The organism is Nocardia sp. NPDC059195 (assembly GCF_042754695.1).
GTDB lineage: Bacteria > Actinomycetota > Actinomycetes > Mycobacteriales > Mycobacteriaceae > Nocardia.
The window spans coordinates 148,931-173,770 of the sequence record NZ_JBHZBG010000011.1; the positions used below are offsets into that span (position 1 = coordinate 148,931).

28 protein-coding genes are annotated in these 24,840 nt (G+C 68.0%); 17 read left to right on the forward strand and 11 right to left on the reverse strand.

Annotated elements, in window-relative coordinates:
* Positions 1–135: 135 nt before the first annotated feature.
* Positions 136–744, reverse strand: coding sequence for a hypothetical protein (locus tag ACFXKN_RS16690; protein ID WP_379433330.1), 609 nt, complete (start codon positions 742–744; stop codon positions 136–138).
* 199 nt (positions 745–943) lie between these two features.
* On the opposite strand from ACFXKN_RS16690, the gene ACFXKN_RS16695 reads away from it, so the two are divergent.
* The 4 genes from ACFXKN_RS16695 to ACFXKN_RS16710 are packed head-to-tail and all read left to right on the forward strand — an operon-like array spanning position 944 to position 4,425.
* On the forward strand, positions 944–1,876 hold the full coding sequence (locus ACFXKN_RS16695) for an ABC transporter substrate-binding protein (RefSeq protein ID WP_379433351.1): 933 nt from the start codon (positions 944–946) through the stop codon (positions 1,874–1,876).
* Positions 1,877–1,904: 28 nt separating this feature from the next.
* Positions 1,905–3,053 carry an ABC transporter ATP-binding protein gene (locus ACFXKN_RS16700; RefSeq protein ID WP_379433331.1) on the forward strand — a complete coding sequence of 383 codons (1,149 nt, stop codon included), beginning with the start codon at positions 1,905–1,907 and terminating at the stop codon, positions 3,051–3,053.
* Positions 3,050–3,709, forward strand: a complete 660-nt coding sequence (locus tag ACFXKN_RS16705) for an ABC transporter permease (protein ID WP_378940513.1) — start codon at positions 3,050–3,052, stop codon at positions 3,707–3,709. Before ACFXKN_RS16700 ends, ACFXKN_RS16705 begins: the two co-directional genes overlap by 4 nt.
* The gene (locus tag ACFXKN_RS16710) at positions 3,706–4,425 is read left to right on the forward strand and encodes an ABC transporter permease (RefSeq protein WP_378940514.1); all 720 of its coding nucleotides are present in this window, start codon (positions 3,706–3,708) and stop codon (positions 4,423–4,425) included. Before ACFXKN_RS16705 ends, ACFXKN_RS16710 begins: the two co-directional genes overlap by 4 nt.
* Positions 4,426–4,467: 42 nt before the next feature.
* Here the strand turns inward: ACFXKN_RS16710 and ACFXKN_RS16715 are convergent, their stop codons facing one another.
* From ACFXKN_RS16715 to ACFXKN_RS16735, 5 genes are all read right to left on the reverse strand, one after another.
* Positions 4,468–4,677, reverse strand: a complete 210-nt coding sequence (locus tag ACFXKN_RS16715) for a hypothetical protein (protein WP_378940515.1) — start codon at positions 4,675–4,677, stop codon at positions 4,468–4,470.
* Between the two features lie 69 nt (positions 4,678–4,746).
* The gene (locus ACFXKN_RS16720) at positions 4,747–5,967 is read right to left on the reverse strand and encodes an NADP-dependent malic enzyme (RefSeq protein ID WP_378940516.1); all 1,221 of its coding nucleotides are present in this window, start codon (positions 5,965–5,967) and stop codon (positions 4,747–4,749) included.
* A 422-nt stretch (positions 5,968–6,389) separates the two neighbouring features.
* Entirely contained in the window at positions 6,390–7,946 is a 1,557-nt protein-coding gene (locus tag ACFXKN_RS16725) for an FAD-binding protein (protein ID WP_378940517.1), read from the reverse strand.
* Between the two features lie 51 nt (positions 7,947–7,997).
* Positions 7,998–8,264, reverse strand: coding sequence for a hypothetical protein (locus tag ACFXKN_RS16730; protein WP_379433332.1), 267 nt, complete (start codon positions 8,262–8,264; stop codon positions 7,998–8,000).
* On the reverse strand, positions 8,261–9,115 hold the full coding sequence (locus tag ACFXKN_RS16735; protein WP_379433352.1) for a PHP domain-containing protein: 855 nt from the start codon (positions 9,113–9,115) through the stop codon (positions 8,261–8,263). Before ACFXKN_RS16735 ends, ACFXKN_RS16730 begins: the two co-directional genes overlap by 4 nt.
* A 77-nt stretch (positions 9,116–9,192) precedes the next feature.
* On the opposite strand from ACFXKN_RS16735, the gene ACFXKN_RS16740 reads away from it, so the two are divergent.
* Positions 9,193–10,269 (forward strand): magnesium and cobalt transport protein CorA, encoded by a 1,077-nt coding sequence (locus tag ACFXKN_RS16740; RefSeq protein ID WP_379433333.1) that lies wholly within the window; start codon positions 9,193–9,195, stop codon positions 10,267–10,269.
* Here ACFXKN_RS16740 and ACFXKN_RS16745 read toward each other — a convergent pair.
* From ACFXKN_RS16745 to ACFXKN_RS16755, 3 genes are all read right to left on the reverse strand, one after another.
* Positions 10,266–10,847 carry a suppressor of fused domain protein gene (locus tag ACFXKN_RS16745; protein WP_379433334.1) on the reverse strand — a complete coding sequence of 194 codons (582 nt, stop codon included), beginning with the start codon at positions 10,845–10,847 and terminating at the stop codon, positions 10,266–10,268. The two genes, ACFXKN_RS16740 and ACFXKN_RS16745, sit on opposite strands and share 4 nt — an antisense overlap.
* A gap of 4 nt (positions 10,848–10,851) precedes the next feature.
* Positions 10,852–11,346, reverse strand: a complete 495-nt coding sequence (locus ACFXKN_RS16750; protein WP_056813349.1) for a general stress protein — start codon at positions 11,344–11,346, stop codon at positions 10,852–10,854.
* A gap of 89 nt (positions 11,347–11,435) precedes the next feature.
* Complete coding sequence (locus ACFXKN_RS16755) at positions 11,436–12,365, reverse strand: HpcH/HpaI aldolase/citrate lyase family protein (protein ID WP_379433353.1); 930 nt, start codon at positions 12,363–12,365, stop codon at positions 11,436–11,438.
* A gap of 52 nt (positions 12,366–12,417) precedes the next feature.
* Between ACFXKN_RS16755 and ACFXKN_RS16760 the strand changes: the two genes are divergently transcribed.
* The 9 genes from ACFXKN_RS16760 (at position 12,418) to ACFXKN_RS16800 (ending at position 20,051) form a co-directional block, all read left to right on the forward strand.
* Positions 12,418–13,725, forward strand: a complete 1,308-nt coding sequence (locus ACFXKN_RS16760) for a magnesium transporter MgtE N-terminal domain-containing protein (protein WP_378940521.1) — start codon at positions 12,418–12,420, stop codon at positions 13,723–13,725.
* Positions 13,722–14,312: a DUF1003 domain-containing protein gene (locus ACFXKN_RS16765; RefSeq protein WP_378940522.1), complete on the forward strand. Its 591-nt coding sequence runs from the start codon at positions 13,722–13,724 to the stop codon at positions 14,310–14,312. The genes ACFXKN_RS16760 and ACFXKN_RS16765 overlap by 4 nt, the downstream gene beginning before the upstream one ends.
* A gap of 112 nt (positions 14,313–14,424) precedes the next feature.
* Positions 14,425–15,795: a lytic transglycosylase domain-containing protein gene (locus tag ACFXKN_RS16770; protein ID WP_378940523.1), complete on the forward strand. Its 1,371-nt coding sequence runs from the start codon at positions 14,425–14,427 to the stop codon at positions 15,793–15,795.
* A 96-nt stretch (positions 15,796–15,891) separates the two neighbouring features.
* Positions 15,892–16,755: a lytic transglycosylase domain-containing protein gene (locus tag ACFXKN_RS16775; RefSeq protein WP_378940524.1), complete on the forward strand. Its 864-nt coding sequence runs from the start codon at positions 15,892–15,894 to the stop codon at positions 16,753–16,755.
* A 71-nt stretch (positions 16,756–16,826) separates the two neighbouring features.
* Positions 16,827–17,963, forward strand: coding sequence for an Mrp/NBP35 family ATP-binding protein (locus tag ACFXKN_RS16780; protein WP_378940525.1), 1,137 nt, complete (start codon positions 16,827–16,829; stop codon positions 17,961–17,963).
* Positions 17,964–18,000: 37 nt separating this feature from the next.
* Positions 18,001–18,321: a DivIVA domain-containing protein gene (locus ACFXKN_RS16785; RefSeq protein WP_378940526.1), complete on the forward strand. Its 321-nt coding sequence runs from the start codon at positions 18,001–18,003 to the stop codon at positions 18,319–18,321.
* Positions 18,318–18,950 carry a DNA-3-methyladenine glycosylase I gene (locus tag ACFXKN_RS16790; protein WP_378940527.1) on the forward strand — a complete coding sequence of 211 codons (633 nt, stop codon included), beginning with the start codon at positions 18,318–18,320 and terminating at the stop codon, positions 18,948–18,950. Before ACFXKN_RS16785 ends, ACFXKN_RS16790 begins: the two co-directional genes overlap by 4 nt.
* Before the next feature lie 106 nt (positions 18,951–19,056).
* A complete protein-coding gene (locus ACFXKN_RS16795) occupies positions 19,057–19,224 on the forward strand; it encodes a DUF3117 domain-containing protein (RefSeq protein WP_011211259.1) in 168 nt (55 codons plus the stop codon).
* Positions 19,221–20,051, forward strand: coding sequence for a putative RNA methyltransferase (locus tag ACFXKN_RS16800; protein ID WP_378943039.1), 831 nt, complete (start codon positions 19,221–19,223; stop codon positions 20,049–20,051). Before ACFXKN_RS16795 ends, ACFXKN_RS16800 begins: the two co-directional genes overlap by 4 nt.
* A 92-nt stretch (positions 20,052–20,143) precedes the next feature.
* On the opposite strand, the gene glgA is transcribed toward ACFXKN_RS16800, so the two are convergent.
* Positions 20,144–21,310 carry a glycogen synthase gene (gene glgA, locus ACFXKN_RS16805; protein ID WP_378943044.1) on the reverse strand — a complete coding sequence of 389 codons (1,167 nt, stop codon included), beginning with the start codon at positions 21,308–21,310 and terminating at the stop codon, positions 20,144–20,146.
* 111 nt (positions 21,311–21,421) lie between these two features.
* Between glgA and glgC the strand changes: the two genes are divergently transcribed.
* Positions 21,422–22,639 (forward strand): glucose-1-phosphate adenylyltransferase, encoded by a 1,218-nt coding sequence (gene glgC, locus ACFXKN_RS16810; RefSeq protein WP_378940528.1) that lies wholly within the window; start codon positions 21,422–21,424, stop codon positions 22,637–22,639.
* A gap of 19 nt (positions 22,640–22,658) precedes the next feature.
* Here the strand turns inward: glgC and ACFXKN_RS16815 are convergent, their stop codons facing one another.
* A complete protein-coding gene (locus ACFXKN_RS16815) occupies positions 22,659–23,291 on the reverse strand; it encodes an O-methyltransferase (protein ID WP_378940529.1) in 633 nt (210 codons plus the stop codon).
* Between the two features lie 376 nt (positions 23,292–23,667).
* On the opposite strand from ACFXKN_RS16815, the gene sigE reads away from it, so the two are divergent.
* Together sigE and ACFXKN_RS16825 are read left to right on the forward strand one after the other, a co-directional pair.
* Entirely contained in the window at positions 23,668–24,330 is a 663-nt protein-coding gene (sigE, locus tag ACFXKN_RS16820) for an RNA polymerase sigma factor SigE (RefSeq protein ID WP_378940530.1), read from the forward strand.
* 139 nt (positions 24,331–24,469) lie between these two features.
* Positions 24,470–24,838 carry a hypothetical protein gene (locus tag ACFXKN_RS16825; protein WP_378940531.1) on the forward strand — a complete coding sequence of 123 codons (369 nt, stop codon included), beginning with the start codon at positions 24,470–24,472 and terminating at the stop codon, positions 24,836–24,838.
* Positions 24,839–24,840: the final 2 nt, after the last annotated feature.

Genomic DNA, 24,840 nt, shown 5'->3' on the forward strand with positions numbered 1-24,840 from the left:
CGAAATACCTTCGTCCACACGACCATTCACTCCCCAAGCGTCGACATCGCCAGCCTTCGGCCGGTTCAGCCTAGCCCGAGCCCGGTAGGTGGCCCTGTGGCTGACGTTCGCCGCGGACGAGCACCATCTCCTCGCCTACAGGCTGTGGGCGTCCAGCCAGGATCTGGCTGCGTCGGCGGGGCGGGTGCCGGTTTCGATCTGGTTGATCGACTCGATCAGGCCCTCGGTGGTCAGTTCGCCTGCCACGTAGTTGAGCTTTTTCAGCTGTTGGCGGTCGAAGATGCCGGTGCGGTAGAGGGCGAGGATGTTCTGGGCGCGGAAGGTGTAGTCGGGGCCGGGGAGGGCGTCGCGGGGGCGTAGGTCGGTGCCGTCCGCGGCGTCGGTTACCGAAAGGCCCTGTGGGAGTGCGGCGTTGACTGCGGCGACGACCTCGTCAGGTTTGCGGGCCGGGGAGGCCGGGTTCCAGCGGTCGAGGAGGGCGCCGTTGCGGGCGGGTAGGACCGCGATGCGGCCTGCGTCGAGATCGGCGAGTGGGGTGGTCAATCCGGTGACGACGGTGGATTCGGTGCCCGTGCGGGCCAGTGCCTGGGAATAGATCTCGGCGAGCAGAACCGATTCCGTCGACGAATCCGCGCCCACCGCAACCACCGGCTTCGCGTCGTCGGAGGCGCAGGAAATAGTGGTGAAAGCGCAGGCTGCGGCCAGGATCGCGGCGGCGGTTCGACGCACGGCGACCGAGTGCATCCGGCGACACCAACTTTCTGTATTTGCCGTCAACCCGCGCAATTCGGCCCGACGGCGGGCAGTATGAACTACCAGAATGTACCTGTGGCCCCCGGGTCGCACGCACAGCGCACTGCCCGCCTTTGCCGGAAGGACACCAGTGAAAACCGCCTTCGCCTCCTCATCACCAGGACAACGTCGACCGGCACGCCGCCTCGCAGTGCGGGCGGGCCGGGTACTGGTCGCCGCGGTGGCGCTGGCCGCCGCCATGATCGTCGCCGCCTGTGGCACCAGCGATCCGCTTGCCGCGAAGGGGGATTGCGCGAGCGACGCATTGATCGTCGGGTCGGCCAACTTCCCCGAGTCCGAGACCGTGGCCAACATCTACACCGAGGTGCTGCGGATCAACGGCTTCAAGGTCGACACCAAGTTCGATATCGGCTCTCGCGAGGCCTACATTCCCGCACTGCGCCAGTGCGCGATCTCGCTGATCCCGGAATACACCGGCAACCTGCTGCAATACCTCGACAAAGACGCCACGGCCACCGCCGCGCCCGAGGTGAACGCCGCACTCACCAAGGCGCTCGGCGACGACCTCGCCATCGCCACACCCGCCCCCGGCGAGGATTCCGACGCGGTGGTCGTCACCCGCGCCACCGCCGACACATGGGGCTTGAAGTCCATCGCCGACCTCGCGCCGCACTCGGCCGAGGTGAAGTTCGGTGGGATGGCCGAATTCGCGCAGCGTCCGGGCGGATTGCCAGGTTTGAAGAAGACCTACGGACTCGACATCAGCGACGCCAATTTCGTGCCGATCGCCGACGGCGGTGGCCCCGCGACGGTGCGCGCGCTGGTCGATGGCCAGGTGACCGCGGCCGACATCTTCACCACCTCGCAGGCCATCGCCGAGAACGACCTGGTCGTGCTCGCCGATCCTCAGCACAATTTCGCGGCGCAGAACGTGGTGCCGCTGTTCAATGCGGCGAAGAAGACCGACAAGGCCGTCGCCGTGCTCGACGCGGTATCGGCCAAACTGACCACCACCGAGCTGATCTCGCTGAACACGGCCGTCTCGGGCGACAGCAAGATCGAACCGAAGGCCGCCGCGCTCGCCTGGATCACAGCGAAGGGTTTGAACTCCCCCATCGGCTAGGCGTGTTCGCGCCTCGAGGAGAAAAATATTGTCCGACATCGTATTCCGCGGTATCGACAAGACCTATCCGAACGGCACACACGCGGTGCGCGACCTGAACCTGCACATCGACTCGGGATCGTTGTCCGTCTTCGTCGGGCCGTCCGGCTGCGGCAAGACCACCTCGATGCGGATGATCAATCGGATGGTCGACCCCACCGCGGGCACCATCACCATCGACGGACGCGACATCGCGGCCGTCGATCCGGTGAAACTGCGCCTCGGCATCGGCTACGTGATCCAGAGCGGCGGGCTGCTGCCCAACCGCAAGGTGGTCGACAATGTGGCGACCGTGCCGATCCTGCTCGGGCAATCACGCAAGGCCGCCCGCGCGGCGGCGCTGGAGGTCATGGACCGGGTGGGGCTGGATCGCGGTCTGGCGCAGCGGTATCCGTCGCAACTCTCGGGTGGACAGCAGCAGCGGGTCGGGGTGGCGCGGGCGCTGGCCGCGGATCCGCCGGTGCTGCTGATGGACGAACCGTTCAGCGCGGTCGACCCGGTGGTGCGCGCCGAGCTGCAATCGGAGATGCGGCGCCTGCAAGCGGAGCTGAACAAGACGATCGTGTTCGTCACCCACGATATCGACGAGGCGATCACCCTCGGCGACAAGATCGCGGTGTTCGGACGCGGTGGGGTGTTGCAGCAATACGACACGCCGGAGCGCGTACTGGCCCAGCCCGCGACAGATTTCGTCGCCAGGTTCGTCGGGAGGGACCGCGGCTATCGAGGGCTTTCGTTCCGTAGCGCCGAAGCTGTCGCGCTGGCACCGATTCGGATGATCGAGCCCGACGACATCGCCGGATTGCGGCTCACCCAAGGCGAATGGGCGCTGGTCGTCGATGCCTTCGGCAAGCCGGGCGGCTGGATCGATGTCACCGGCGTGGAGCGAGTGCGCGCGGGAAAACCCTTGGACTCCAGCGTATCCGCCGGTGGTTCGCTGTTCACCCCGGACGGCGACCTCCGTCAGGCGCTGGACGCGGCCATCTCCTCGCCCGCTGGCATCGGCGTCGCCGTGGACGAGGCGGGTGCCGTGCGCGGCGGGCTGCTCGCCACCGACGTGCTGACCCAGCTCGCGCGACAGCGGGCAACCGCGGACGCCGAACGCAATCAGGAGTTCTTCGCCAAGGGCACGTCGTGAGATATCTGATCGACAACTTCGCCGACATCATGGCGATCACCCGCACCCACCTGGTGCTCGCACTGGTTCCCCTGCTGATCGGCCTGGTGATCGCGGTCCCGGTGGGCGCGCTGGTGCGCGGAAACCGCTGGGCTCGCCGGATCACCACCACGATGTCGAGCCTGGCCTACACCATCCCATCGCTCGCGTTGTTCGTGATCATTCCGCCGCTGATCGGCATCTCGATGATCGACCCGCTCAATGTGATCATCGCGCTCACCGTGTATTCGACCGCGCTGCTGCTGATCGCGGTGCCGATGGCGCTGGATACGGTGCCCGCCAGCGTGGTCGATGCCGCCGACGCGATCGGATTCGGACGGTTGCGACGCACCGTCACCGTCGATATGCCGTTGGCGCTACCGGTTTTCACCGCCTCGTTGCGCGTGGTGGTGGTCACCAATATCGCGATGGTGTCGGTGGGCGCGCTGATCGGCGTCGGCGGGCTCGGGAAGCTGTTCACACAGGGCTATCAGCGTGATTACCCCGACCAGATCATCGCAGGCATCATCGTCACCCTGGTGCTGGCACTGATCTTCGATCGACTGGTGTTCCTGCTCGGTACCCTCGCGACCCCGTGGACCCGTGCCGACGCGCGGGTGAAAGGGGCGCGGTCGTGAACCTGTTCATCGAGGCCTGGAACTACCTCAGCGACGGCGCCAACTGGGGCGGCCCCACCGGCATCGAACATCGCCTGCTGCAACATCTTTGGTACAGCTTCCTGGCGGTGGCGTTGTCGGCGGTGATCGCGGTGCCGCTCGGGCTGGTCATCGGGCACACGCGTCGCGGCAGCGCGGTGATGGTCGGCTTCGCCAATGCCATGCGAGCGCTGCCGACGCTGGGCCTGCTCACCTTTCTGGTGCTCGGACTCGGGCTCGGGCTGATCCCGCCGCTGCTGGCCCTGATCACCGTCGGTATTCCACCGCTGCTGGCGGGTGCCTATGCGGGGATCGCGAATGTGGGAGCCGATGTGGTCGACGCGTCACGGGCGATGGGGATGACGGAGCGCCAGATCCTGTTCCGGGTCGAGGTGCCCAATGCGATGCCGGTGCTGCTCGGCGGCTTGCGCAGCGCGACTTTGCAAGTTGTCGCCACCGCGACGATCGCGGCTTACGTCAACCTCGGCGGGCTGGGCCGATACATCTTCGACGGGCTCGGCCTCTACCGGTACGACCTGGTGCTGGTCGGTGCGCTGCTGGTGGCGGCGCTGGCGCTGGCGCTCGACGGGCTGCTCGCGGTGGCGGTCTGGGCCAGCGTGCCAGGATCCGGCCGAGTCACGCGCCCTGCCTCCCCCGGCGTAATCGTGCAATCGAGCGCCGCACACTCAGAATTCTGACTGGAACGAGCCGTTTTGCACGATCAGGCCGGTCCTACAGCGTCAGTCGTCGCCGAGTAGTGCGCGCAGGTGCGGGTCGTCGGCCAGCACTTCCTGCATCCTGGCGCGACCGCGGGAACGCTGAGCTTGCGCGTGGACCCATTCCTGCGCAGCCAGCACCATCGCCACATTCACCGACACACCATCGGCCTCGGCCCCGGCGGCCAGCTGTTCGTAGACCTCGTCGGGGAGCTGCACGGTGATCGTGGTCATCGTTCGATGATCCCAGACACGTGACAGCGCCCCCGCTCCGGTGGGAACGGGGGCGCTGTCAGCAGCAAACTAGGCGACACCCTCGGCGCGCGCGGCTTCCGCGACGGCCTCGGCCACAGCCGGAGCCACGCGCGGATCGAGCGGGCTCGGGATGATCTTGTCGACGGCGAGCTCGTCGGCGACGACACCGAAGATGGCGTTCGCGGCGGCGACCTTCATGCCCTCGGTGATCCGGCGGGCACCGGCATCGAGCGCACCCTTGAACACGCCGGGGAAGGCGAGCACATTGTTGATCTGGTTCGGGAAGTCGCTGCGGCCCGTCGCCACGATCGCCACGTACTTGGCGGCCACGTCGGGGTGGATCTCCGGATCCGGGTTGGACATGGCGAACACGATCGCCTCCGGCGCCATCGAGGCGATGAGCTCTTCTCCGATGGTGCCGGCGGACAGGCCGAGGAACACATCGGCACCGGCCAGCGCGTCGGCCGGGCCACCGGTCAGGCCACGCGGGTTGGAGCGGGCGGCCAGGTCGGCCTTCACACCGTTGAGACCGTCGCGACCGGCGCTGACGATGCCCTTGGAGTCGAGCACGACGACGTCGGGGACGCCGGCGGCGATCAGGATGTCGGCACAGGCCACACCGGCCGCACCGGCACCGGAGACGACGACCTTGAGCGCCGACATGTCACGGCCCTGCACCGCGGCCGCGCCCTTGAGGGCGGCCAGCACCACGATGGCGGTGCCGTGCTGGTCGTCGTGCATGACCGGGCAGTCGAGCGCCTCGATGACGCGGCGCTCGATCTCGAAGCAGCGCGGGGCGGAGATGTCTTCCAGGTTCACCGCGCCGAAGCTCGGACGCAGGTGGATCAGCGTCTGGACGATCTCGTCGGGGTCGGTGGTGTCGAGCACCAGCGGGATCGAGTTCAGGCCCGCGAACTTCTTGAACAGCGCGGCCTTGCCCTCCATCACGGGCAGCGAGGCGCGCGGGCCGATGTCGCCGAGGCCGAGCACGGCGGTGCCGTCGCTGACCACGACCACGAGGCGGTCGGTCCAGGTGTAGCGCTTGGTGAGCGCGGCGTCCTCGGCGATCGCACGGCTGACCTGGGCGACACCGGGGGTGTAGGCGATGGACAGATCGCGCTGGGTCTCGAGGGGGGCGCTCAGCTCGACCGACAGCTTGCCGCCGAGGTGGCCCGCGAAGATCTCGTCGTTGGTGATGGCAGCTAGGCTCGCTGCGTCATCGGCCTTGGGCGCCGCGGTGGCATTCGGTGCGTCAGTCACAGGTGACACGATTTCACTCCTGCTCGAGTCGGGCTCAACCGGGGGACGGTTACCGCCGGGTATATCGGAACTACGAATTTTCAGACGCCGGATTTCTACGACGTCGGATCGCTACAGCACTCATCGGGTGCGCGACCGCACGCGTTTCGCGGTGGCTACCGGTACGCGTGGCGCGGCACTGATCCGCCGAGCGGAACCGGACGGGTGTGTCCGGGCGAGCAGAACGGGTCGACCGACGCTGCGACGGTGCGTCGCACGGCGGAAGGTCGCCGATGTCCCCGATCCCGGCGGTGGCAAGGGAAGGGAATCCGCAACATTCTGCCAGCATGGTGCGTCGATTGACAAACTGCGTCATGTGTCGAGCGTAGCCGTGTCGAATTGCCGTGGCGTAAGCGAAAACTCGCAGCACAGCGGTAACATCCGGTGAACTCTCACACCGTGGCGGGGGTAGCCGCGGTGAGCTCGCCACCGAGTGGCTCCGGCCATTCCTCGCGACGCACCCACACGTCGTCGAGCCCACCACAGCGCAGCCGGACCAGCCAGTCCGAGCGCGCGGCGGGGTGGTCGATGCGACGGTGGATACCGCGACTCTCGGCGCGCACGAGCGCGCTGTAGCCCGCCCACCGGGCGACGGCGAGCAAGGCCGCCGCCTGACGTGCCCGCAACTGCCCGACGCCGAGGCCGCCGAGTTCGAACTGCGCGCCGGGCCACATGGCGTCCAGTTCGGCGATGCTGTCGCCGAGGCTGCCCGCGCTACGCCGGTAGCTGCGGCGCAACGGCAGCGTGTGTTCCTGCACCAGGCCGACCACCGAACGCGGATCGATGTGGGCATGGGGACCGAGGCCGGCGCCGGGCACGGGGCGCGCGCTGCTCGCCCGTTCGTTGGCGACCGCGAACGCGGCGGCACCGTGCCCAGCCCAGGTGCCAGAGGCCAGCGCCCACGCACCGTTGAGGCCGCCGCCGGCGCCCGCCGCTCCGGTGACCACCTGCCTGCCCGTCACATCGCCCGCACCGAACAGACCGCGGATCGTCGTCGAGCAAGCGGTGTCGGCGAGAGCGAGTCCACCCGCGCCGCGGATGGTTCCCTCCAGCACCGCCCGCACGGGAACCCGTCCCGTGGCATCGACGGCGCCGTGTCTGCTCAGCCAGTGCCGGACGGTGTCGGGCACCTCGTTCAGTGCGGCGAAGACCCGCCGACCGTCCGCGATGGCGGCAAGTGCCGCCGGATACCGGTCGGGCAGTTCGGCGCCCGCTTCGTCGTAGAGGGCCGCGAAATGCACCGACAGACCGGGCGCGACCGCCGGATGCGGATGCACTCGCGACAGCACCGGTGCCAGTCCGTACGCGCTGGAGAATTCCATCCCGCACAGTTCGGCACCGGCCTCGGCCGCCATCAGCAGGCCCTCGCCGGTGCTCACCTCGGTTCCCGCACCCCCGGACAGGAAGGCACAGCCACCGGTGGCGACCACGACCGCGCCTGCCCGGATGGCCCACGGCCGAAACTTGTTGTGGCGCTGGACCCCCGCGGCCCCGACCACCGTGCCCGCCGGATCGACGAGCAGTTGCAGCGCCGGATGATGATCGAGGATGCGCACGCCCGCCTCCAGCGCGCCGCGACGAAGTCTGCGCAGGTAGCTCGCGCCGTCGAAATGCACGTGGGCCGGGTCGCCGTTCGGGTCGGGCACGCGGTGGCGGGTGCCCGACCAGGTCTGCAATCGCCGGTGGGTCTCGTCGACGACGCGGTGCAGCCAGGCCCGATCACCGAGACCGCCGCCACCGACGAACACCTTCTCGACCGCCTCGGCGCGGCCGGGACCGGGCGGAATATCCCAGAGCACGGTGGTGCCGTACACGGTGGGACCACTGGAGCCGCAGCGGCTCTTGTCGACCAGCACCACCCGCGCGCCCGTCGCCGCGGCCGAGACGGCGGCCCAGAGCCCGGCGGGTCCACCGCCGAGGATCAGGACATCCGTTTCGATGCTGGTCACAAACAGAAATATTCGGGCACAGTTCACCCGTCCGCAACCATTACGGGTCCGTCAACCCCACCATTGTGTCCAAAGCAATACACCGGCCGTGACCAAGACCGCCGCGGATCCGAGCAGTGCCGATATCCCGCGCCGCCGATCGGCGAACACCTGGGCAACGACCACCACCGCCGCGGCCACGAAATGCCATGTCAGTGATTCACCGCCTGGCCCGGGAAAGTCGCGGCGCGAGCCGATCACGGCCGCGCCGACGACCACGCACAGCAGCACGAGCACCCCGCCTGCCACCACACCGCTGACCGTGCGCACCAGCGTCACGGGGCGATCACCGGCGTCCCGCTCGCCTTGTCGATGAGCGCTTCGTACTGCTCGGGATCGGTGGCGCACGCGCCGATCTCGATGGTCTTGTTGCTGCCGTGATAGTCCGACGAGCCGGTGCGGACAAGGCCCAATTCCCGCGAAAGTCCGGTCAGCACAAGGCGATCGGCGGCGCTGTGATCCGGGTGGTCGATCTCGAGCCCGCCGAGGCCGAGCCCGGCCAGCTCCCTGATCTCGTCGAGCGCAAGCAGCCTGCCCCGGGTGCGCGCGCGGGCATGGGCGATCACGCTGACCCCGCCCGCGGCCGCGATCAACTGCACCGCCCTGGTCAGCGGGGTGTCGGCCTTCTCGGCGTAGTACGGCCCGTGCGGGGCGAGTAGATCGATGAACGCGGCGTTCACGCTCTCGACCACTCCGGCCGCGACCAGTGCCTGCGCCAGATGCGGCCTGCCCACGGCGGGACCGGCGCTCGCCATCACCGCGTCGGGATCGATCGGCAGTCCGTCGGCGGCCATCTTGTCGGCCATCGCCCGCACCCTGGCCACCCGCTCGGCGCGCAACCGCTCGCGTTCGGTGGCGAAACCGCGGTCGGTGGGGTCGAACAGATACGCCAGCAGGTGCACCGGCACCGGGTGGCCGTCCTCCCCCATGCCCGTGCACGACATCTCCATGCCACGCACCAATGTGAGCCCGGGTGGGCGGGCGGCCTCGGCCTCGGCCCAGCCGCCGGTGGTGTCGTGGTCGGTGATCGCGACGACGTCGAGACCGGCCGCCGCGGCATGACGCACCAGTTCGGCGGGGGTGTCGGTGCCGTCGGAGGCGGTGGAATGGGTGTGGAGGTCGATGCGCACACCCTCAGTCATACAGTGCGGTCTCGGCTGGCGCGCACTCGTCCGCCGAGACAGGCGGTGGCCGTAGGATCACGCTGGTGCCCTCCCTACCGCCGATGCCGTCGTTTCGTGGCCCTGGCCGGGCCACGCATCCGCGACCGCGGATACCGGTGCCGACCGCGCGAGCCATCGTCGACTGCGGTGTCTACGTCGATGGCACACGCACGCCGGGACATTTCACCCCGCACCAGGCGTTGAGCGAGGCGAGCAAGACCGAATCCGGCTTCGTGTGGGTCGGGTTGCACGATCCCGACGAGTCGCAGATGAACGAGATCGCCCGGATCTTCGACCTGCACCCGCTCGCGGTGGAAGACGTCGTGCATGGCCGCCAGCGCCCCAAGCTGGAGCGCTACGACGACACCCTGTTCCTGGTCATGCGCACCGTCAGCTACATCGAGCACGATATCCACGCCATCAGCGAGATCGTCGAGACCGGCGACATCATGGTCTTCACCGGCCCGCATTTCGCGATCACCGTGCGCCACGGCGAACACACCGGCCTCGCGGGGGTGCGCCGGGAACTGGAGGGCAATCCCGATCAGCTGCGGCTCGGTCCGTGCGCGGTGCTGCACGCGGTCGCCGACCACGTGGTCGACTCCTACGTCGAGGTGTCCGAATCGGTGGAGGAGGACATCGACGAGATGGAAGAGGCCGTGTTCACGCCGTCGTCGAAGATCGGCATCGGGTCGATCTATCAGCTCAAACGTGAAGTCGTCGAACTGCGGCGGGCCGTCGGGCCGCTCGGAGTGCCGTTGCAGCAACTGGTCCACAACCAGGACCTGCCGCTACCCAAGGAGATTCGTCGCTACCTGCGCGACGTCGCCGATCACCACACCAGTGTCTCCGAGCACATCACCTACTTCGACGAATCGCTCAATGCGCTGGTGAACGCGGCACTGGCGAAGATCAGCGTCCAGCAGAACACCGACATGCGCAAGATCTCGGCCTACGCGGCGATGGCGGCCGTGCCGACGATGATCGCGGGCGTCTACGGCATGAACTTCGACCACATATGGGAGCTGCATCAGGTGTGGGGATATCCCGCCGTAATGGCGCTCATGGCGGTGCTGTGCGCCCTGTTGTTACGTAGTTTCCGCCGTAACGGGTGGCTCTAGAGGTTCACCGCACCGCGCTCGGGATCACGCACGTCGATACCGGCCTCGGCCCAGGCGTCGCGCAACGCTTGCGCACCGCGCACCCGCACCCAGGCGGCCTCGGTCGCGGTCACCGGGGTGACGCTGAGGTAGCGCACCGGGTCGGCGGGATCGGGCAGCGGGATCGCGGGAATGTCGCTGTCGCCGAGCACCACCGCGGTGAACTTCGCGTTGCGCCACAGCGGTTCGCCGAGATCGAGGAGCGCGTCCGCTTGCAGCACAACACCTTCCACCGACGGCGAGGCGACCAACACCCCGAGGGATTTGGCCACCCCGACCTGCGGGTCGGCGCTCATCAACAGCGTCAGGATCAGTTCGGCGCGCGGTCCGCGCACCGGGTCGGCCAGCAGATCGGTCGGATCACCCATCGGATGACGTGAACCGCCCAGCGTGGCGTAGTGGACCGCGCCGTCGCCCGGGATACGCAGGATCTCGACGGGTTCCAGCCCGAGGAAGGTCACCGAGGCCGAATCGACCTGTGCGCGTTCGACATCGAAGTGATCCAGCACCGCGGCGCGGACCGTGTTCTCTACATCCATTGCGCTACAGGGCCAATCGGGCCAGCATGTCGCGGGCTTGTTCGGCGGACTTCGGATCGCACAGCACGTCGTAACGCCCCGCGACCAACTGCATGGTCGAGGCGAAATCGCGCTGACCCTTGGTGGCCGCGTACGGGATCGACGTGGTGATGACACCGAAGACGATGCCGCCGAGCAGACCGACGACGAGCGGTCCGAGCGCACCGCCGGTGGTGGTGAACAGGCTCAGCAGCAGACCGAGGAACAGGCCGAGCCACGCACCCGACACCACACCGCCGCCGATGACCTTGCCCCAGGTCAGCCGGTAGAGCACCCGCTCGACCTGCATCAGATCGACACCGACGATGGTCACGTCCTGCACCGGAAACTGCCCGTCGGCCAGGTAGTCGACCGCACGCTGCGCCTCGGCGTAGGTGGGATAGGAGCCGACCGGCCAGCCCGACGGCGGCGTCGGCAACGCCTGCCGCCCGCGATTCGAGTTGCCCAAGGGATTCGTCATAGTCCTATTCTGCTATTCGTCGACCGACTGTGCCGCAGTGAAACGCCTCATCCCGGCGGCACGGCCCTTGTCCGCTACCACCTGAGGAATCAAGCGTCAGTCCTTGTCATTCCTGCAACACGGCCTTTGTCCGCTACAACCTGAGCCATTTTGGCGCTTGCTTCGTCGATCATCTCATCTCCCAACATGACAGCTCCACGCGCGCCACCTGCCTCGGAGGTGTGGAAGGCGTAGGTCTCCAGGATCAATTCGGCGCGGTCGTAGTCGGCTTGGCGTGGGCTGAAGATCTCGTTGGCCGCGTCCACCTGACCCGGATGCAGCACCCACTTGCCGTCGAAACCCAGTGCGGCCGTACGGCCCGCGGCCCGCCGGAAACCATCGACATCGCGAATCTGCAGGTAGGGTCCGTCGATCGCCTGCAGGCCGTGTGCTCGGGCGGTGAGCAGGATCGTCATCAGGATGTGGTGGTAGGCGTCGCCGACGTCGTAGCCCTCCGGCTGCTCGCCGACCACCAGCGTGCGCATATTGATGCTGGCCATGAAGTCGGCGGGCCCGAACACCAGCGCCTGCACGCGCGGGCTCGCGGTGGCGATCGCATCGATATTGCGCAGGCCGAGCGCGTTCTCGATCTGCGGTTCGATACCGATCTGCCCGACCTCGAGGCCGCTCGCCTTCTCCAGCTGGGTCAGCAGCAGATCGAGGGCCTGCACCTGACCCGCATCGGTGACCTTGGGCAGCAGGATCGCGTCGAGCCATCTGCCCGCGCCCTCGACCACGCTGATCACATCGGCGAAGGTCCATTCGGTCGACCAGTCGTTGACCCGCACCACCCGTAACTGCGCACCCCAGCCGGGTTCGTTCAGCGCGGCGACGATGTTCGCCCGCGCGGCGGCCTTGGCGCCGGGGGCGACCGCGTCCTCCAGGTCGAGGAACACCTCGTCCACCGGCAGAGTCTTCGCCTTGGCGATCATCTTCGGGTTGCTTCCCGGTACGGCGAGTACCGAACGACGTGGCTTCATGAGGAGCGCCTCCTGGCTGATCCGGCCGTCCCCGACCGATAACCTGATGGTCATGGCAACCACCAGGGTGTATGTCGCCCGGCTCGCCGGCCTGACGGTGCTGGGTCCGGACGGGGAGTCTATCGGCCGGGTCCGCGACGTGGTCGTCGCCGTCCGGCACGGGCGCCAGCCGCCACGCGTGCACGGGCTCGTCGTGGAATTGCTCACCCGGCGACGAATTTTCGTGCCGATGCTGCGGGTCACCGCGATCGAACCGGGCATGGTCACGCTCAATACCGGGACCGTGAGCCTGCGCCGATTCGCCCAGCGCGCGGGCGAACTCCTCGCCCTGGCACAGATCGTGGACTCGCAGGTGCGCGTGAACGACCCGGATCTGCCGGATCTGGCCGACGTCGAGGTGCTCGTCGCCGATCTGGGGATGGAGCAGACCAGAACACGGGATTGGATCGTCAGCCGGGTCGCGGTGCGCGGGCATCGGCGGATCGGGCGCAGGCGCGCGGTGCACGTCGTGGAGTGGTCGCTGGTCGACGGGCTCACCCCGGCCGAGGTGGCCCGGCCCGGCCAGGATGTGACGACCCTGCTCACCCAGTTCGAGGGGCTGCGCGCGGCCGATGTCGCGCATCGGTTGCGTGAGCTGCCGGAGAAACGTCGTATCGAGGTGGCGATCGCCCTCGACGACGAACGCCTGGCCGATGTGGTCCAGGAACTGCCCGACGACGACCAGGTGGACCTGCTCGGCCATCTCGAGGTGCGCCGCGCCGCCGACGTGCTAGAGGCGATGGACCCCGACGACGCCGCCGACCTGCTCGGCGAGCTGCCGGAGAGCGAAGCCGAATCACTGCTGGCGCTGATGGATCCCGAGGAATCCGAGCCGGTGCGCCGATTACTCGCGCACTCCCCCGACACCGCGGGCGGTCTGATGACGCCCAAACCGATCGTGCTGGGACCCGCGACGACCGTCGCCGAAGCGCTGGCCCGGGTCCGCGACCCCGACCTCACGCCCGCGCTGGCCTCGATGGCCTTCGTCGTACGACCGCCGACGGCCACGCCGACCGGTCGCTACCTGGGCTGCGTGCACATTCAGCAGCTGCTGCGGGAACCGCCGGCGCACCTGGTGGGCGGGATCGTCGACACTGATCTGGCGCCGCTGTCACCCGATCTGCCGCTCTCCGCGGTGACCCGCTATTTCGCCACCTACAACCTGGTGTGCGGACCGGTGGTCGACGCGGAGAATCACCTGCTCGGCGCGGTGACCGTCGACGACGTCCTCGACCATCTGCTGCCCGAGGATTGGCGGGAAGAGGAACCACCGGCACTGGGCCGGGTCGATCCGAGCCTGGTGCACGGGAGTTCGGCGTGAGTGAGAAGAATCCGGCCAGGCAGCGGCTGGAGACCCCGGTCGGGTCGCGGTTCAATTTCGACTGGGACTCCGACGCGTTCGCCCGCTCCAGCGAGCGGGTCGCGCGGTTCCTCGGCACCGGACGCTATCTGGCGATCCAGACGCTGATCGTCATCGTGTGGATCGTGATCAATGTGTTCGTGGTGTGGTTGCGCTGGGACCCATACCCGTTCATCCTGCTCAACCTGGCCTTTTCCACCCAGGCGGCCTACGCGGCACCGCTGATCCTGCTGGCGCAGAACCGCCAGGACAACAGGGACAAGGTCTCACTCGAAGAGGACCGGACCAGGGCCGCGCAGACCAAGGCCGATACCGAGTTCCTCGCCCGCGAACTCGCTTCGCTGCGCCTCGCGGTCGGCGAGGTCGCCACCCGCGACTACCTGCGCCGGGAACTGGAGGAGATCAAAGACGTGCTCGACCGCATCGACGAGGTCACCACCCCCGACGGCGCGCCGAAGACGGACAAAAAGCGGAAAGCGGTCCGCAAGAAAACCTCCGGTCAAACGCCCTCTTCCGCCCCGATTTCGCCTGGTGCTCCAGATGCATGACCGGAAATGCTCAACAACTTCCTGACCGGTAGGTAACCTGGATCACGTTGTTCCGGGCGGGCCGGAGGGGGACTCTGCGGCACCGCTGCTTTTCGACGAAAAGGGTGTGGCCGTGCGAATCTCAGCTCCGATAACGATGTCGGCCCTTGTAGTCGCAGGTCTCGTCGCCTCGGGGTCGGGGGTGCACACGAGCGACTCGAGCACCGCACCGACCGCACCGGAGGCCCTGCTGGCCGCCACCGCGAGCACCGCCGAGGACACGCCCGAAGTCGATCCGTCCGAGATCGTCGGCCTGTTACCGGTAGCGCAGGAGGCCCCGCGCAGGTTGCGTGCCCTCTCGCCGAACGCCAACAGTGCCGCACCCTTCGCGGGGACCGTTCCGCTACAGAGCATTTCGCTACCCATCGGCAGCGGCGCACTCGGAATCCCGGAGATCGTGCTCGCCGCCTACCGCAATGCCGAGCTGGCCCTGGAATCGGCGCAGCCGGGCTGTGGGCTCACCTGGAACCTGCTCGCCGGCATCGGCCGGATCGAATCCGGGCACGCCAGCAGTGGCCGCACCGACCCCGCGGGCACGACCACGACGCCGATCTTCGGGCCCGCCCTCGACGGCACGTTGCCCGGCAACGAGATCATCAAGGAAGCCGACGGCGGATTCGTGCGGGCGATGGGTCCCATGCAGTTCCTGCCGAGCACCTGGGTGCACTACGCCGCCGACGGCAACGGCGACGGTGCCTCGGACCCGCACAATGTCTTCGACGCCGCGCTGGCCGCGGGCAAGTACCTCTGCTCGGGTGGCATGAACCTGCGCGAGGCGGCCCAGGAACTGCGAGCGGTGCTGCGCTACAACAACTCCATGTCCTACGCGGCCAATGTGCTGAGCTGGTCGGCGGCCTATCGCACCGGCGGCGCACCGAGTCAGGTGGCCATCTCGCCGGAGATCATCCCGCCGGGCAGTGGTCCGCTGGTGGCGCCCAATGTGCTGGCCGCGTCGACCAACACACCCACTACTACCACCACGCCCGCGCCCACCACGCCGAAGGTCACCACGCCGACCCAGGTGATGATCACGCTGCCCGGTCTGCCGCCGATTCCGTGTGGCATCTTCTGCCCGGCGCCGGTCGCGCCGCCCGAAACCTGTGTGAGCGAGCCGGTGCCCGCGCAGATGCCCAACCCGCTCGCACCCGAACAGCAGCCCGTCGACAAGCCTGCCCAGCAGACCTACGGCGCCGCGGCACCGAAGGATCCGGCCGCGCCCGAGCAACCGGTGGTCGAACCCGCCGCGTGCACACCGGCCGCCGCGGAGCCCACCGAGCAGCCCGCTCCCGCCACGCCGGAGAAGACACCGGAACCCGGTGTCGCGCCCGCCGAGGAACCCGCACCCGCCGAACCAGCGCCGGTGGCGCCGACCCAGCAACCCGGCATCACGCTGCCGTTCGGCATCGTCATCCCGCTGCCGCCCGCCCCCGCACCTGCTCCGTAGAAATCAAACCGAAACTCAGATCACAGAGGGGTAACAAAAAGGTCTCGGGTGCGGTAATCTCTTCTCATCCAACACGGTTGAGGAGGGCACCACACAGTGGGTCGTCATCGGAAACAGCCTGCTACGACAGTTCGGCGTAGCTCGCTCATCGCACTGACCGGTTTGGTCCCCGCTGGATTGGTAGCCGTTACCGCGGCCGCCACCGAGGCGACCACGGCAACCAACGCAGCTGTCGAGCACGACCTGCTGCCCGGCGCCGAGCCCGAGGCGGCGGCCGATCTGGTCGCGGCGCCTCAGGCCGAATTCGCCGAGGTCGCTCACGCGGAAGCGCGGCAGTCGGCCTCGGCCACACCGGTCGTGAAAACCGTTGCGCTGTCGGGAGATCGCTCGTCCGCCGATATGCCCGCGGGTCCGCTCGGCATTCCCGGCATCGCCGTCGCCGCCTATCAGACCGCCGAAGAGCAACTGTCCGTGGAGAATCCGCACTGCGGGATGTCCTGGTCGCTGCTGGCGGGCATCGGCCGCGTCGAATCCACCCATGCCTACGGCAAGGCCGACGCGCAGGGCAATCCGATCAAGGCGGTCTACGGACCCGTCCTCGACGGCAGCCTCTCGGGCAACAACGTCATCCACGACAGTGACGGCGGCGAGCTCGACGGCCTCGGCGGCTACGACCGCGCCATCGGCCCGATGCAGTTCCTGCCCGAAACCTGGCACCGCTACGCCGCCGACGGCAACGCCGATGGCATCGCCGATCCCCAGAACCTCTTCGACGCGGCCCTCACCGCGGGCCGCTACCTGTGCGACGGCGGCCTGAACATGCGCGATCTCTCGCAGCAGTCGAAGGCGATCCTGCGCTACAACAACTCGATGGCCTACGTCGCCAACGTGATGGCCTGGTCGGGTTCCTACTCCAGCGGCCTCGCCCCCAAGCCCCAGGACCTGCCCCAGATCCACTAGGAATCGACCCCACCACCATCGACTGTCGTCCCCGGATCGTCGACTGATCCAAGGGCGCATAACATCGGGGTATGTCAGTGATTACGGAAGCGGATGTGCGTGCGGCGCTCGCGAAGGTCGACGACCCGGAGATCCGCAAGCCGATCACCGAGTTGGGGATGGTCAAGTCCATCGCCATCGCCGACAGCGGTGATGTGCATATCGAGATCTATCTGACCACCTCCGGGTGCCCGTTGCGGACCGAGATCATTCAGCGGGTCACCAAGGCCGTCGCGGATGTCAACGGCGCGGGCGCGGTGACTGTCGACCTCGATGTGATGAGTGATGAGCAGCGCACCGAGCTGCGTAAATCGCTGCGCGGCGATTCGGCCGAGCCGGTCATCCCGTTCGCCCAGCCCGGTTCGCTGACCCGCGTGTACGCGGTGGCCTCCGGTAAGGGTGGCGTCGGCAAGTCCAGCGTCACCGCCAACCTGGCCGTCGCGCTGGCGCAGCGTGGGCTGTCGGTCGGTGTGCTCGATGCCGATATCTACGGCCACTCCATCCCGCGGATGCTCGGCACCGACGCCCGCCCGACCCAGGTCGAGCGGATGATCATGCCGCCCGTCGCGCACGACGTGAAGATGATCTCGATCGCGCAGTTCACCCAGGGCAATACCCCCGTGGTGTGGCGCGGCCCGATGCTGCACCGCGCGCTGCAGCAGTTCCTCGCCGACGTGTTCTGGGGCGACCTGGACGTGCTGCTGCTCGACCTGCCGCCCGGCACCGGCGACGTCGCGATCTCCATCGCCCAGCTCATCCCCAGCGCCGAGATCCTGGTCGTCACCACCCCGCAGATCGCCGCCGCCGAGGTGGCCGAGCGCGCGGGTGCGATCGCCCTCCAGACCCGCCAGCGCATCGCCGGGGTCGTGGAGAACATGTCCTGGCTCGACCTGCCCGACGGTTCCCGCATGGAGCTCTACGGCTCCGGCGGTGGCCAGGTCGTCGCCGACCGCCTCACCCGCGCCGTTGGCTCGAATGTGCCGCTGCTGGGCCAGATCCCGATCGAGCAGGCGCTGCGCGAGGGCGGCGACGAAGGCAACCCGATCGTGCTCTCCGACCCGGAGAACCCGGCCGCCGTCGCCCTGCGCGGCGTGGCCGACAAACTCGCCGTCCGCAAGCGCGGCCTGGCAGGCATGTCCCTGGGAATCGACACCACCCGTCATCTCTGATTGAGGACTTGTCAGTGGCGTTGCCTAGGCTGTTTCTATGCTGACGCTGCTTCTATACGTGCTCATCGTCGGGTTGGTCGCGGCGATGCTGTTTCTCGTCGCCAGTGCGGTGTTCGGGCGGTCCGAGGAGCTCGGGCCGTTGCCCGAGGGGACCACCGCTACCGTGCTGCCCGCCGATGGGGTCACGGGGGCCGATGTGCGGGCATTGCGGTTCCAGCAGGTGGTGCGCGGATACAAGGCCGGCGAGGTCGACTGGGCGCTGGGCAGGCTGGCCGCGCGGATCGATGAACTCGAGTTCGAGGTGGCGCAGGCTCGGCAGTGGCAGCCGCAGGTGGCGGCGGGCAGGGATCGCGAGTGAGCGAGCTCGCCGACGACGGCCTCGTTCGCTGCGACTGGTCGACCGGCTCACAGCTGTACCGCGATTACCACGACACCGAGTGGGGCAGGCCCCTGCACGGCGACGACGCCATGTTCGAGCGGCTCTGCCTCGAGGCATTCCAGTCCGGGCTGGCCTGGATCACCGTCCTGCGTAAGCGACCCGCCTTCCGCACCGCGTTCGCCGGGTTCGAGATCGCGAAGGTCGCCGAATTCGATGATCACGACCGCGCGCGGCTGCTCGCCGACGTCGGCATCGTGCGCAACCGCGCCAAGATCGACGCGGTGATCAACAACGCCCGGGTTGCTCGCGACCTGCCGGTGAGTCTCGACGAGCTGGTGTGGTCGTTCGCACCCGCGCCACGCCCACGGCCCACCTCGATCGCGAATGTGCCCGCCACCACACCTGAATCCATTGCTCTGGCAAAGGAATTGAGGCGTCGCGGGTTCGCTTTCGTCGGCCCGACGACGGCGTATGCCCTCATGCAGGCAACCGGCATGGTGGACGATCACCTGGAGGTTTGCTGGGTGAGCGCGGCACCGAACGGAACCGACTCGGCAGTCACATTTCGCACTCAGGTGTCCGCCCGCGACGGCAATAGGGAAGAATAGGACCGGTGTGGCCCGCCGAACACCCGGCGAGCCCGCTGGTTGGCGACAACCGGCAGACGAGAAAACAGTGCGCAGAACCACCGCGCAGATCTGGAGGGAGCAGAGGATGGCGGCCATGAAGCCCCGTACCGGGGACGGTCCCCTCGAAGCAACCAAGGAAGGTCGTGGAATCGTCATGCGGGTTCCACTCGAGGGTGGCGGGCGTCTGGTCGTCGAACTCACACCGGACGAGGCTGCGGCGCTCGGTGACGAACTGAAAAGCGTCACCAGCTGAATGCGCTGACCGAGGTCGCCGCACTTCTGGCCTGCCCGGAGTGCGGCGATGAACTGCAACCGCACGATCGTGCGCTGCGATGCGGTACCGGCCACAGCTTCGACATCGCCCGTCAGGGTTATGTCGGGCTGTTGACCGGCGCATCGACGAAAATGACCGGCGATACCGCCGACATGCTCGACGCCCGCGCCGCTTTTCAGGGTGCGGGCCATTTCGCCCCGATCGCCGCGGCGATCGCTCGCGCCTTCGACACCGATCCCACGGTGCTCGAGATCGGCGCGGGCACGGGCTACTACCTCGCCGATGTGCTCGACGCGCATCCCGGCGCCCTCGGCATCGCCTTGGATGTGGCCAAGCCTGCCGCCCGCCGAGCCGCTCGCGCGCACCCCCGGATGGCCTCCGTGCTGGCCGACGCCTGGCGTGGGCTGCCCGTGCGCGACGACGCCACCACCGGCGTGCTCTCGGTCTTCGCCCCGCGTAACCCCGCCGAAGTCGCCCGCGTCCTCGCGCCGGGCGGGCGCTTCGTCGTCGTCACGCCAACGGCTCGTCATCTCGGCGAGCTGATCGGCCCCCTCGGCATGGTCAGTGTCGACCCCGACAAGGACCGCCGCCTGGCCGACTCCCTGGCAGGCACCTTCACCCGCGCCGAGCACACCCTCGTCGAGTTCCCGATGAAGCTGTCGCGCCCCGACGTCACCAATGTCGTCGCGATGGGGCCGTCCGCTTTCCACGGCACCCCCGCCGATGACCCACGCATCGCGGCGCTACCCGACAGCACCGAAGTGACGGCCTCGGTAACCGTGTCGACCTACTTACCGCGCAACTGACCGCACACGTCGCACCGAGACCCAGCTGGGCATGCTGCCGTCAGACCCCGGCAATACACTTCGGCCTCCCGCGCCGTCGGCAGTGCTCGGCCCTAGCGCAAAACGCTCCGGTACACCTCGAGCGTGCGCTCGGCGATCCGCGTCCAGTCGAACTCCGCGATCGCCCGCGCCCGCCCGGCCTCGCCATAACGCGCGGCCAGCGCAGGATCCCCCGCGACCTCGTTCACCGCGGCCGCGAGTCCCCGCTCGTACTCCCCCGTCGCCTCCGGGTCGTAGTGCACCAATCGGCCGGTGACCACGTCGACGACCACCTCGGGAATCCCACCCACATCGGAAGCGACGACGGCGGTCGCGCACGCCATCGCCTCCAGGTTCACGATGCCGAGCGGTTCGTACACCGACGGGCACACGAATACCGAGGAGGCGGACAGGATCTGGCGGACCTGCTCGGCGGGGAGCATCTCCTTCACCCAGAAAACGTTGCCGCGCTGCCGCAGCAATCCGGCGACGGCGGCGGCGACCTCCACCTCGAGTTCCTTGGTATCGGCCGCGCCCGCACACAGAACCAGCTGGATATCGGGGTCGAACGAGGCGGCCGCGGCGAGCAGATGCCCGACGCCTTTCTGCCGGGTGATCCGCCCCACGAACGACACGATCGGCAGGTCGGCGCGCACCCCGAGCCGGTCGAGCACCGGCACCTCGGCACCGGCGGGCGGGCCAGGATGCCACACACTCGCGTCGATACCGTTGTGCACCACATGAACTCGATCGGGATCGATCGCGGGGTAGGCGTCGAGCACGTCGTGACGCATGCCTTCGCTCACCGCGATCACCGCATCGGCGTGCTCCATCGCAGTGCGTTCCGACCACGACGAGAGCCGATAGCCACCGCCGAGCTGCTCGGCCTTCCACGGCCTGCGCGGTTCCAGCGAATGCGCCGTGAGTACATGCGGAATCCCCGACAGCATGGCGGCGAGATGCCCGGCCAAGCCCGCGTACCAGGTGTGCGAATGCACCACGTCCACACCGCCGGCGGCATCGGCCATCCGCAGCTGCGCCGACATCATCTGCAACGCGGCGTTGGCGGCATACAGCTCGGGGTCGGGGCGGTGCACCACGGCACCGTTGCGCGGCGCGCCCATACAGTGCACGGTGACATCACAGAGCTCGCGCAGCCGGGCTGTGAGCTCGGTGACATGAACTCCCGCACCGCCATACACCTCGGGCGGATATTCCCGGGTCAGCATGGCGACCCGCAGCGGTTGCGCCGGAGTCTGCTCGCTGTCGGTGCCGTCACTCACTGGTCCTAAATTAGACCCTCGGGTCGACATGGGCCACCGTTGCCGCGCTGGCCCTGTACTTTGAGCAGGGTGAGGAGCCAGCCGCACGTACTCGGGATCGTGCTCGCCGGTGGCGAGGGCAAACGACTGTTTCCACTCACGGCCGACCGGGCCAAGCCCGCGGTTCCGTTCGGTGGCGCGTACCGGCTGATCGACTTCGTGTTGAGCAACCTCGTGAACGCGGGATATCTACGCCTGTGCGTCCTCACCCAGTACAAGTCGCATTCGCTCGATCGCCATATCTCACAGACCTGGCGGCTGTCCGGTTTCACCGGTGAGTACATCACCCCGGTGCCCGCGCAGCAGCGTCTCGGACCGCGCTGGTACACCGGCAGCGCCGACGCGATCATGCAGTCGCTCAACCTGATCTACGACGAGGACCCCGACTACATCGTGGTGTTCGGCGCCGACCACGTGTACCGGATGGACCCGGAGCAGATGGTGGCCAGCCATATCGCCTCGGGCGCTGGCGTCACTGTCGCCGGGATCCGGGTGCCCCGCGCCGAGGCGAGCGCGTTCGGCTGCATCGACACCGACGAGTCCGGCAAGATCACCCAGTTCCTGGAGAAGCCCGCGCACCCGCCGGGCACTCCCGACGACCCGAACGTGACGTTCGCATCGATGGGCAACTACGTGTTCACCACGCGCGTGCTGGTCGACGCGATCCGCGCCGACGCCGAGAACTCCGATTCCGACCACGATATGGGCGGCGACATCATCCCGACGTTGGTCGCCGCCGGCCAGGCCGCCGTCTACGACTTCGCCGACAACGACGTCCCCGGCGCCACCGAACGCGACCGCGGCTACTGGCGCGACGTCGGCACCATCGACGCCTTCTACGAGGCGCACATGGACCTGGTCTCGGTGCACCCCGTGTTCAACCTCTACAACAAGCACTGGCCGATCCGCGGCGCCGCCGAGAACCTGCCGCCCGCGAAATTCGCCCAGGGCGGGCTCGCCCAGGAATCGATCGTCGGGGCGGGCTCGATCCTGTCGGCGGCCACGGTCCGTAATTCGGTGCTGAGCTCGAATGTGGTGATCGAGGACGGCGCCACGGTCGAGGGCAGTGTGTTGATGCCCGGTGTGCGGATCGGGCGTGGCGCGGTGGTGCGCCACGCGATCCTGGACAAGAACGTAGTGGTCGGCGAGGGCGAGATCATCGGCCTCGATCTCGATCGTGACCGGGAGCGTTTCGCGGTCAGCAACGGCGGTGTGGTCACCGTAGGCAAAGGAATCTGGGTCAGTTAGGCGGCCGCCCGCCAACACCTCATCCCCGTGACGCGCAGAGCAGACCGTCACCGATCGGGATCAAGACGCTGGTGAGCTCCGGATTCTCCGCGATCGCGCGGGTCGCCGCGCGCACCGCCTGCGTGGCCGGGTCGCGCTGAGACTGATCAGGAACGCGCCCACCGAGCAGCGCGTTGTTGAGGATGAACGCGCCGCCCTCACGCAACAACCGCACGCCTTGTTCGACGTAATGGGGGTGTTCCATCGGCGCCGCGTCGATGAAGACCAGGTCATAGGAGCCATCGGCCAGCCGGGGCAGCACGTCCAGCGCGCGCCCGTTGATCAGTCGCGTGCGCGACGGCGTGATCTCGGCGGTCCGGAACGCCTCCTTGGCCGCGCGCTGATGCTCGGGTTCGGAGTCGATCGTCGTCAGGGTCCCGTCCTCGCGCATCCCGTCGAGCAGCCACAGCCCACTGACGCCTGCCCCGGTACCCACCTCGACGACCGAGCGCGCGCCCAGCATCTGCGCGTACATGCTCAGCAGTGCACCGACCGCCGCCGGCACCGGCGCGGCACCCAATTCGGTGGCCCGCTCGCGCGCTTCGAGAAGAACCTCGTCCTCGACGACGGACTCCTCCACATAGGCCAGATTCCGCTCCACGTTCGATGCCACAGCTATGAGGCTAGGCCACCGGAGGGGTCTGTGTATTCAGCAAAGGGACGGATCCGGCACTGTGTCGCGCAGATCCCGGACAATTGCCGAAGATTTGCGGATCGGTCACAACGGTCCCGGAACTGCTAGTTCTTCGTTGCCGACGGGACTAGGGTTGATTCTGACCAGAATTCTCAGGTCACACTCAGGATCTCCACATCTGACCCATATCAGGGCAGGAAATAGTTGCCCTACGCAAGGCCAGCCGATCGCGGCGGGCACGAGACTCGGGAACAACCGCACACAGTTGCTGGTTGATTGTCGATAAGCAAGGTTCGCTGACCCGGACCAGCCAGGTTTCGTGCCAGCGGTCCCGAGTAGGAGGTGTCCCATCCCGATGGTAGACACGGCACGTCAAGACGCCACCGACCAGACTCTGCCCGCCGAACTCACCGCGGCAGAAGCCGAAGAACTCGACGCCGAACTCACCGGCACCGCCGCTTTCGACGCGACCGGCGATCGCGCCGCCATGCCGTCGTGGGACGAGCTGGTCCGCGAGCACGCCGACCGGGTCTACCGCCTGGCCTACCGCCTCTCCGGCGACGCCCAGGATGCCGAAGACCTCACCCAGGACACCTTCATCCGGGTATTCCGCTCGCTGCAGAACTACCAGCCCGGCACGTTCGAGGGCTGGCTGCACCGCATCACCACCAACCTGTTCCTCGACATGGTCCGCCGCCGCAACCGCATCCGGATGGAAGCGCTGCCCGAGGACTACGACCGGGTACCCGCCGAAGGCCCCACCCCCGAAGACGCCTACCACGACTCCCGCCTCGACCCCGACCTGCAGAAAGCACTCGATTCGCTGGCGCCGGAGTTCCGCGCCGCGGTCGTGCTGTGTGACATCGAGGGTCTGTCCTACGAGGAGATCGGCGCCACGCTCGGTGTGAAACTGGGCACCGTGCGCAGCCGGATCCATCGCGGGCGTCAGGCATTGCGCGAGTACCTCGCGCATAATGGAAGTGAGCAGCGGTACTCCGCGCAAGCCCCATCGGTGTGACGGGCGTTCGACGTCACCGGGGCCTCTCGGTTGATGTCGGTCGGAAGGAAGAACTCCGCGTGAGTGAGCGAAGCGAGCGGCAGAGGAACCACGCCGTGACCCCGGTCATGCCGGAACCGAGCGCCGATGAGGTGCGGGCATGAGCGTGGATCCCAGTGCCGCAGGTCGCCCGCCGCGCTTTCAGCCCACCGAGCATCTGGCCAGCGAGGCTGTCGCGGCCTTCGTCGACGGCGAACTGCGAATGAACGCCTATCTGCGTGCCGCCCAGCATCTTTCGGTCTGCCCCGAATGCGCGGCCGAGGTCGATGCCCAGCAGCAGGCGCGGATCGCGCTGCGCCGGGCCGCCGAGGTGGCGATTCCGCGCAGCCTGCACGACAGCCTCTCGCGCATCCCGCTGGCCGATCTCCCCGGCAACGCACCCGAACCGCAACGCCGTAACGAGGCATTTCTCGGATTCATCACAGATTCCTTCACCGCGACCCGGTGGACAACGTGGCGGCGCAAGTAGAG